The 6401-nt window shown below is 39.4% G+C and carries 7 protein-coding genes; 3 read left to right on the top strand and 4 right to left on the bottom strand.

Annotated elements, in window-relative coordinates:
• Positions 1–186 (top strand): KH domain-containing protein (locus tag Q0X77_RS10510; protein ID WP_297797011.1); only part of this gene is annotated, 186 nt, incomplete at its 5' end.
• A 1-nt stretch (position 187) separates the two neighbouring features.
• Here Q0X77_RS10510 and Q0X77_RS10505 read toward each other — a convergent pair.
• Positions 188–682 carry a GTP-binding protein gene (locus Q0X77_RS10505; RefSeq protein ID WP_297797009.1) on the bottom strand — a complete coding sequence of 165 codons (495 nt, stop codon included), beginning with the start codon at positions 680–682 and terminating at the stop codon, positions 188–190.
• Between the two features lie 150 nt (positions 683–832).
• Between Q0X77_RS10505 and der the strand changes: the two genes are divergently transcribed.
• Together der and Q0X77_RS10495 are read left to right on the top strand one after the other, a co-directional pair.
• Positions 833–2134, top strand: coding sequence for a ribosome biogenesis GTPase Der (der, locus tag Q0X77_RS10500; RefSeq protein ID WP_297797006.1), 1302 nt, complete (start codon positions 833–835; stop codon positions 2132–2134).
• 25 nt (positions 2135–2159) lie between these two features.
• Complete coding sequence (locus tag Q0X77_RS10495) at positions 2160–4466, top strand: hypothetical protein (RefSeq protein ID WP_297797003.1); 2307 nt, start codon at positions 2160–2162, stop codon at positions 4464–4466.
• A 104-nt stretch (positions 4467–4570) separates the two neighbouring features.
• Here Q0X77_RS10495 and Q0X77_RS10490 read toward each other — a convergent pair whose 3' ends face one another.
• Genes Q0X77_RS10490 through Q0X77_RS10480 form a run of 3 tightly spaced genes read right to left on the bottom strand, consistent with a single transcriptional unit; the run spans position 4571 to position 6384 of the window.
• On the bottom strand, positions 4571–5356 hold the full coding sequence (locus Q0X77_RS10490; RefSeq protein WP_297797000.1) for a TPM domain-containing protein: 786 nt from the start codon (positions 5354–5356) through the stop codon (positions 4571–4573).
• Positions 5337–5774 (bottom strand): TPM domain-containing protein, encoded by a 438-nt coding sequence (locus Q0X77_RS10485; protein ID WP_297796997.1) that lies wholly within the window; start codon positions 5772–5774, stop codon positions 5337–5339. Before Q0X77_RS10485 ends, Q0X77_RS10490 begins: the two co-directional genes overlap by 20 nt.
• 10 nt (positions 5775–5784) lie before the next feature.
• Positions 5785–6384 (bottom strand): LemA family protein, encoded by a 600-nt coding sequence (locus Q0X77_RS10480; RefSeq protein WP_297796994.1) that lies wholly within the window; start codon positions 6382–6384, stop codon positions 5785–5787.
• Positions 6385–6401: the final 17 nt, after the last annotated feature.

Below are 6401 nucleotides of genomic sequence, written 5' to 3'. Positions count from 1 at the left end.
GATTCTCAGAAGGGAATAATCATCGGGCATAAAGGGTCGGCTCTGAAGAGGGTAGGAATAGCTGCCAGAAAGGATCTGGAAAAATTCTTTGACAAACAGGTGCATATTGAACTCTTTGTAAAAGTGAATAAAAACTGGAGAAGTAACCCCAATCAGCTTCGCCGGTTTGGATATGATCAGAAATGATTCAATTCAATTGTAAAACTTCCCTCATAAAATGGAACAATTGGTTCATTTGAGGTTTGCCTTTTCTCCTGCCTGCCCTGCCAAAAGCATAAAGTACAAACCATAAGACAACCATAAATATCATGGCGCCCAGTTGCAGCCCATAGGGCTTGTCTAAAGAAGCACTGGAATACGCCCAGATACCGAAGATTATAAAAAATGTTCCCACCCCAAAATGTAAAAACATAAAAAATGTCCAAAGGGTAGGGTTAGGACCGAAAAGGCCATATACTTTGGCTTTTTCAGAATCTATTTCGTTAATTTCCAAATGCAGTTGGGGAGACCAAAAATGAATATCTTTCTTTTGAAATTTTATAAAGACATGGTCATCTATTCGATTGATAAGAAAGGACTTGTCCTTTTCCTTTTCAAAAGATTCTAAGGCATTTTCCTTGGGCTGTTGAAGTTCCAGCTGAAACCTGGGCCTTAAAACAATGTCATTGGGTAAAGCTTTCATGCCTGCAATTGTTTACATCTAAAAGATACCTATTTCTCAGGAAAAATCCATCTCAAAAATATTTAAATCTTGAAGATCCCGGTTTAAGGCTTAATCATTTATTTTTTATCTAGAGCCTTTAGCACTAACTTTGCACCCTAATTTGTGAGTATGGGCGCTATTGTAGCCATAGTAGGAAGGCCGAATGTGGGAAAATCTACATTCTTTAATCGTTTAATCCAGCGGCGTGAAGCTATTGTTGATGCTGTTAGCGGTGTCACCCGGGACAGGCATTATGGTAAAAGCGACTGGAACGGTAAGGAATTCTCATTAATCGATACGGGGGGGTATGTACTTGGGAGTGACGATATCTTTGAACAGGAAATAGACAAGCAGGTAGAATTGGCCATTGAAGAAGCAGATGCCATTATTTTTATGGTAGATGTGGAAACCGGTATTACGGGCATGGATGAGGATGTCGCAAACCTTTTGCGCCGTGCTGAAAAACCTGTTTTTTTGGCAGTCAATAAAGTAGATAATGCAAAAAGGGCAGAGGATGCTGTTGAGTTTTATGGACTTGGGCTAGGAGACTATTACAATTTATCCAGTATAAATGGCAGCGGTACCGGGGAATTGTTGGACGACCTGGTTAAGGTTTTACCTGAAAGTGAAGCAGAAGAAGATGAATTACCAAGGTTCGCCGTTGTTGGAAGGCCAAATGCCGGGAAATCTTCATTTATCAATGCATTGATTGGTGAAGAACGTTATATAGTTACAGATATCGCAGGTACCACTAGAGATAGTATAGATACAAAGTACAAGCGCTTTGGTTTTGAATTTAATTTGGTGGATACGGCCGGGATTCGAAGGAAAGCAAAGGTTAAAGAGGATCTCGAGTTTTATTCTGTTATGAGGTCTGTAAGAGCAATTGAACACTGTGATGTGTGCTTGTTGTTATTAGATGCTACCCGTGGTTTTGACGGGCAGGTAGAAAATATCTTCTGGCTCGCTCAGCGCAACAATAAAGGTATAGTGATCCTGGTAAACAAATGGGATCTGGTTGAGAAGGATACCCATGCGGTTAAGCAATACACCCAAAAAATAAAAAAGGCCATTGAGCCCTTTACGGATGTTCCCATCCTTTTTATATCGGTACTAACAAAGCAGCGGATTTTTAAGGCAATAGAAACGGCAGTGGAGGTTTATAAGAATCGTTCCAAAAGGATCCCAACCCGAAAATTAAACGATGTCTTGCTCCCGATTATCGAGCATACACCGCCACCGGCTTATAAAGGGAAATATGTAAAGATCAAATTTATTACACAACTCCCAACACCTTATCCTCAGTTTGCATTCTTTTGCAACCTGCCACAATATGTGCGAGATCCTTACAAACGATTTTTGGAGAATAAATTACGTGAGAACTTTGATTATACAGGGGTGCCTGTGACCATTTTTATGCGTAAGAAATAGATATTTGTTGTATCTTGATTTTGCTATGATCAAATCCATCCTTCTTTTAGTCTTTGGGTTAATTACATTTTTTTTGGCACCATCCGTTTTTGCTCAGAACTCGTCACGGCAGTACCTGGAAACGAAACATGAAGCATTTTTTGAGCCCGACCGTGAAAACATACACCTTCATTTAAATAAGACAATATTCTTTCAGGAAGAACATGTTTGGTTTTCTGCTTATGTGTATGATCAAAATTCGCAATCCCCGTCACTGCAAACGACCAATTTATACGTGTGTCTTTATGATAAAGAGGGTAATGAGGTTAGAAGAAATCTGCTTTATATAGAAGGAGGAGTAGGGCATGGTGATTTTAAGATTGATTCGTCCTTGACCTCCGGGATTTATTATATCAAGGCGTACACGAATTGGATGAAGAACTTTAGGCACAAAGATTGCTTTATTCAACAAATCGAAGTTCTCCCTCAGGCGCCTGAAATGGCGTTGCCCGATAATACAGACGAATTCGATGTACAATTATTGCCGGAGGGTGGCTATATTTTGGAGAACACGAATGGTATAGTAGGATTCAAGGTAGTAGATGTCAAAGGAGCTGGGCAAAAAATCTTATCCGCTTCCCTAATCAATAGTGATGGCATAACCATTTTAGAAAACATTCATAATAACCATTTGGGTTTTGGGAAGTTTGCCCATTTTCAGGAAGGCCAGCGCCAATATAAATTGCGGATATTACTCGAAAATGAGAAGATTATTGAAAGCATACTTCCAAGACCGCAAAGTGAAGGTATCCTAATCATGTCAAATAATCTTGATCCAAAAAGGTTATTATTATCCATAAGTACAAATGAAAGAACGCTGAATTCGAATAAAGGAGAACTCTTCTTTGTGGCTTTTCATCAAAACACGAGCCTTTTGGTTGAAGAGTTTATTTTAAACGAAAAGGATTTGGTTTTTAGCTTTGACAAGGCCAAATTGCCATTTGGGGTCAATACATTAACCCTTTTTGATGATAAACTCAATGTAATTGCAAGTCGTCTTTTTTTTAACGAATGGGCGATTGATATCCCAGAAGTGGTCATTGAGATGAAAGAAGAAACAGCACGGGATTCTGTAGAATTAGCAGCGATAATAAAGATAATAGATACGACTACTTTTACATTGAGTGCTTCTATACTGCCTGAGGGAACTGAAGCGAACCAGCCTAATAATTCAATTTATAGTTCATTTTGGTTGATGCCTTATTTGCGTAATCCAATAGAAGAACCTTCTTATTATTTCAACGGGTATAATCGTTTGAAGCTTTATGAATTGGACTTAATGTTGTTGGTACAGGGATGGGGCAGATATGACTGGAAGACAATATTTAAAGATGTATTCGAACAAAACTTTGAGTATGAACAGGGGATTTCCATAAAGGGTAAGGCCCTAAACGCAGATTTATCGAAGGAGGATAGCTTGTGGGTGAATGACGGTAGTCCTATGGAATTTTATTTTCTGGATCTAAATAATAAAAAGGAATTTACCAAGGGTGGATTAATACTTTATAAAAATGATTCTCTTGCTATGGCTTTGATCGATCGAAAAGGAAAACTAAGGGCACCGGAGGTAGAGCTTTCATACGTGCCTCGATTGGTAAAGGAAAATTTGAATTTTTCTCACATCAGAGACTACCCTTTAATATTTAAATCGAAATTGACAGAAACTGCTGTTCATCCTTTAAAGCTATTGGATAATACTATACAGTTAGATGAAGTGACCGTTGTTGAAAGAAAATTGCCGCGGAGAGATATAAAAAAATATGGAAGTTTGATTGGCTATCTCAGAAAATTAGGATTTCAAGCAATGATAGAAACCGATGCTTTTGGGTTTACTAAATTGGCAGTTAAAGCTCCAGCACGCAGTTCAGGAGGCACTATGAACATCCCTCTATCATTAAATGGATTTCCTACCGATGGTTCCGATTTGGTAGGTAAGCCTTTATCTGCTATCCAGGTCATTGCCTATGACGAAGCAAAGCGAGGTTATTTATCTTTTACGAGCACGGGAAAGTATGTAGACCCTGATGCGCCAAAACGTTATATCAAAAAATTAATTACAAATGGTTTCACGAAACCAAATAAGTACTACGAACCCAAATATTCTGATTATGACTCTACTGTTTTTCAACAATACGGTACCGTAAATTGGCAACCTGCAATGCTGACTAATGATAAGAACCAAGTCGATTTTTCTTTTCCCAAACAGGAACAACCTAAAGTAAAGGTGTACATCGAGGGTATGAGTACCGATGGCAAACTTTTGTCAACGGTCAAAACCGTGCAGTTGAGGTAATCTTTGTGGAGTTCAGCATTTGGTTTGCAGCAATCAGGATTATTACTATCTATAATTATTTCACCCTTTAACCTCTTATTTTTTTCTCATTTCGTATTTCGATATCACCAGCCCCCGGAAGCACCGCCTCCGCCAAAGCCTCCACCACCGAAGCCGCCGCCAAAACCACCACTTCCAAATCCTCCTCCGGAAGATGATGATCCGCCATATCCGCCCCGGCCCATATTGCTAAGGATTATAATATCCCAAAGGCTCGTGCCCCTTTTTCTGCCTCCGCCCTTGCCACCACCGCCGCGTCTGTTTCGGCTGCTTAGGACGATGACTATGATGATAAAAATAAGTATGGGTAGAAATGCTCCAAATGGAAAGTGACTGTCCTCTTCCCGAGGACGTTCGTTTTTGAATTCGCCGGTTAACACACTGAAGATAGCATCTGCCCCCTTATCCAATCCGCCATAATAGTCACCAGCTCTGAATTCGGGGATAATGACATTTTCAATGATCCTTTTAGACAATGCATCTGTGAGGGTTGCTTCAACACCATATCCCGTATTAATGGCCACCCTTCGGTCTTCTCTGGCCAGAAGGATCAGGATGCCATTATCCTCGACTGCCTGTCCAATTCCCCAGGCTTCCCCCCACTGAGCACCCAGGTAGTTTATGTTTTCACCTTTGGTTGATGCTATTATGGCAACAACTATTTGGGTGGAAGTGCTATCGGAATAACGTATTAATTTTTGCTCTAAAGCGTTCTTATCAGCATCGGCTAATAATTCATAGTAATCGTAAACACTGGTTTGAAGTTTAGGTTTTTCGGGAATCGTAAATTGAGCAAAAGAAGAGGTTCCCCAAATGAGGAACAAGATCAGACTAGCCTTTAGATACTTCATTGCTCAATTCATTTGTATCATTCGGTTTCCATGGAAAGTGTACCTTCAATTCTTCCCCGGCCATAAGTATTCCCTCGATTATCCCTTCTTTGAATTTCCCGGCCTTGAAATTATTTTCAATACTATCTTTGGTGGAATTCCAGAAATTATCCGGGACTACTTTATCAATGCCCTTATCTCCGCAGATAACAAATTTTTTATCCCCTACCGCTACATAAATCAGTACGCCATTGCTTTCACGTGTATTATCCATTTTCAGGAAATGAAAAACTTCCTTGGCGCGGGCGTAATGGTCTTTATGAGAATATGATTCTATATGTACTCTGATTTCACCGGAGGTATTTTTTTCCGACTCCAGAATAGCATCTACGATCTCCTGTTCTTCATCTGCAGTTAAGAAATCTTCTACGATGGACATAATAAGTGAATTAATCGAATTCAAAATTTACATCCGGAGCATTTTCAGAACCGGGATCTGCCTGGTACCTTGCCATTTCTTCAAATCCAAACCAACCTGCTAATATTTTATTGGGAAATTTTTTAATGTAGATGTCATAGATATTAACCTGTTCATTATACCTGTCCCTGGCTACATTAATGCGATTTTCTGTTCCTTCCAATTGCGATTGTAATTCAAGAAAATTTTTATTGGCTTTTAAATCCGGATATCTTTCAACGGTAACCAACAAACGCGATAATGCAGAGGACAATCCTGTTTGTGCTTCCTGAAAGGCAGCCATTTTATCGGGTGTCAGATTATCTACATCTATAGTGGTTGAAGTTGCTTTGGCTCGTGCTTCAATGACATCGGTTAAAGTACCCCTTTCAAAATCTGCTGCTCCCTGCACTGTTTTTACCAAATTTCCAATCAGATCATTCCTTCTTTGATATGAGCTCTCAACATTAGACCAGGCTGTTTTTGCATTAGCTTCATATTCTACACAGGTATTATTAAATCCAACAGCCCATTGGTAAAGAGCAAATGCCAAAACCAGGAGAACAATTACGGGAATTAACCACTTTTTCATAATCGTTTTATTAAGTT

Origin of the sequence: uncultured Eudoraea sp. (genome assembly GCF_947258925.1) — a bacterium.
Classification (GTDB): domain Bacteria; phylum Bacteroidota; class Bacteroidia; order Flavobacteriales; family Flavobacteriaceae; genus Eudoraea.
The sequence above is the reverse complement of the archived record's forward strand: the minus strand, read 5'-3'. Positions and strand labels throughout refer to the sequence as shown.

What these genes read in the sequence shown, in the direction of transcription:
- Q0X77_RS10490 (WP_297797000.1), bottom strand. Translation starts at nt 5,356, where the DNA reads ATGAAGTATCTAAAGGCTAGTCTGATCTTGTTCCTCATTTGGGGAACC.
- Q0X77_RS10480 (WP_297796994.1), bottom strand. Translation starts at nt 6,384, where the DNA reads ATGAAAAAGTGGTTAATTCCCGTAATTGTTCTCCTGGTTTTGGCATTT.
- Q0X77_RS10495 (WP_297797003.1), top strand. Translation starts at nt 2,160, where the DNA reads ATGATCAAATCCATCCTTCTTTTAGTCTTTGGGTTAATTACATTTTTT.
- Q0X77_RS10505 (WP_297797009.1), bottom strand. Translation starts at nt 682, where the DNA reads ATGAAAGCTTTACCCAATGACATTGTTTTAAGGCCCAGGTTTCAGCTG.
- der (WP_297797006.1), top strand. Translation starts at nt 833, where the DNA reads ATGGGCGCTATTGTAGCCATAGTAGGAAGGCCGAATGTGGGAAAATCT.
- Q0X77_RS10485 (WP_297796997.1), bottom strand. Translation starts at nt 5,774, where the DNA reads ATGTCCATCGTAGAAGATTTCTTAACTGCAGATGAAGAACAGGAGATC.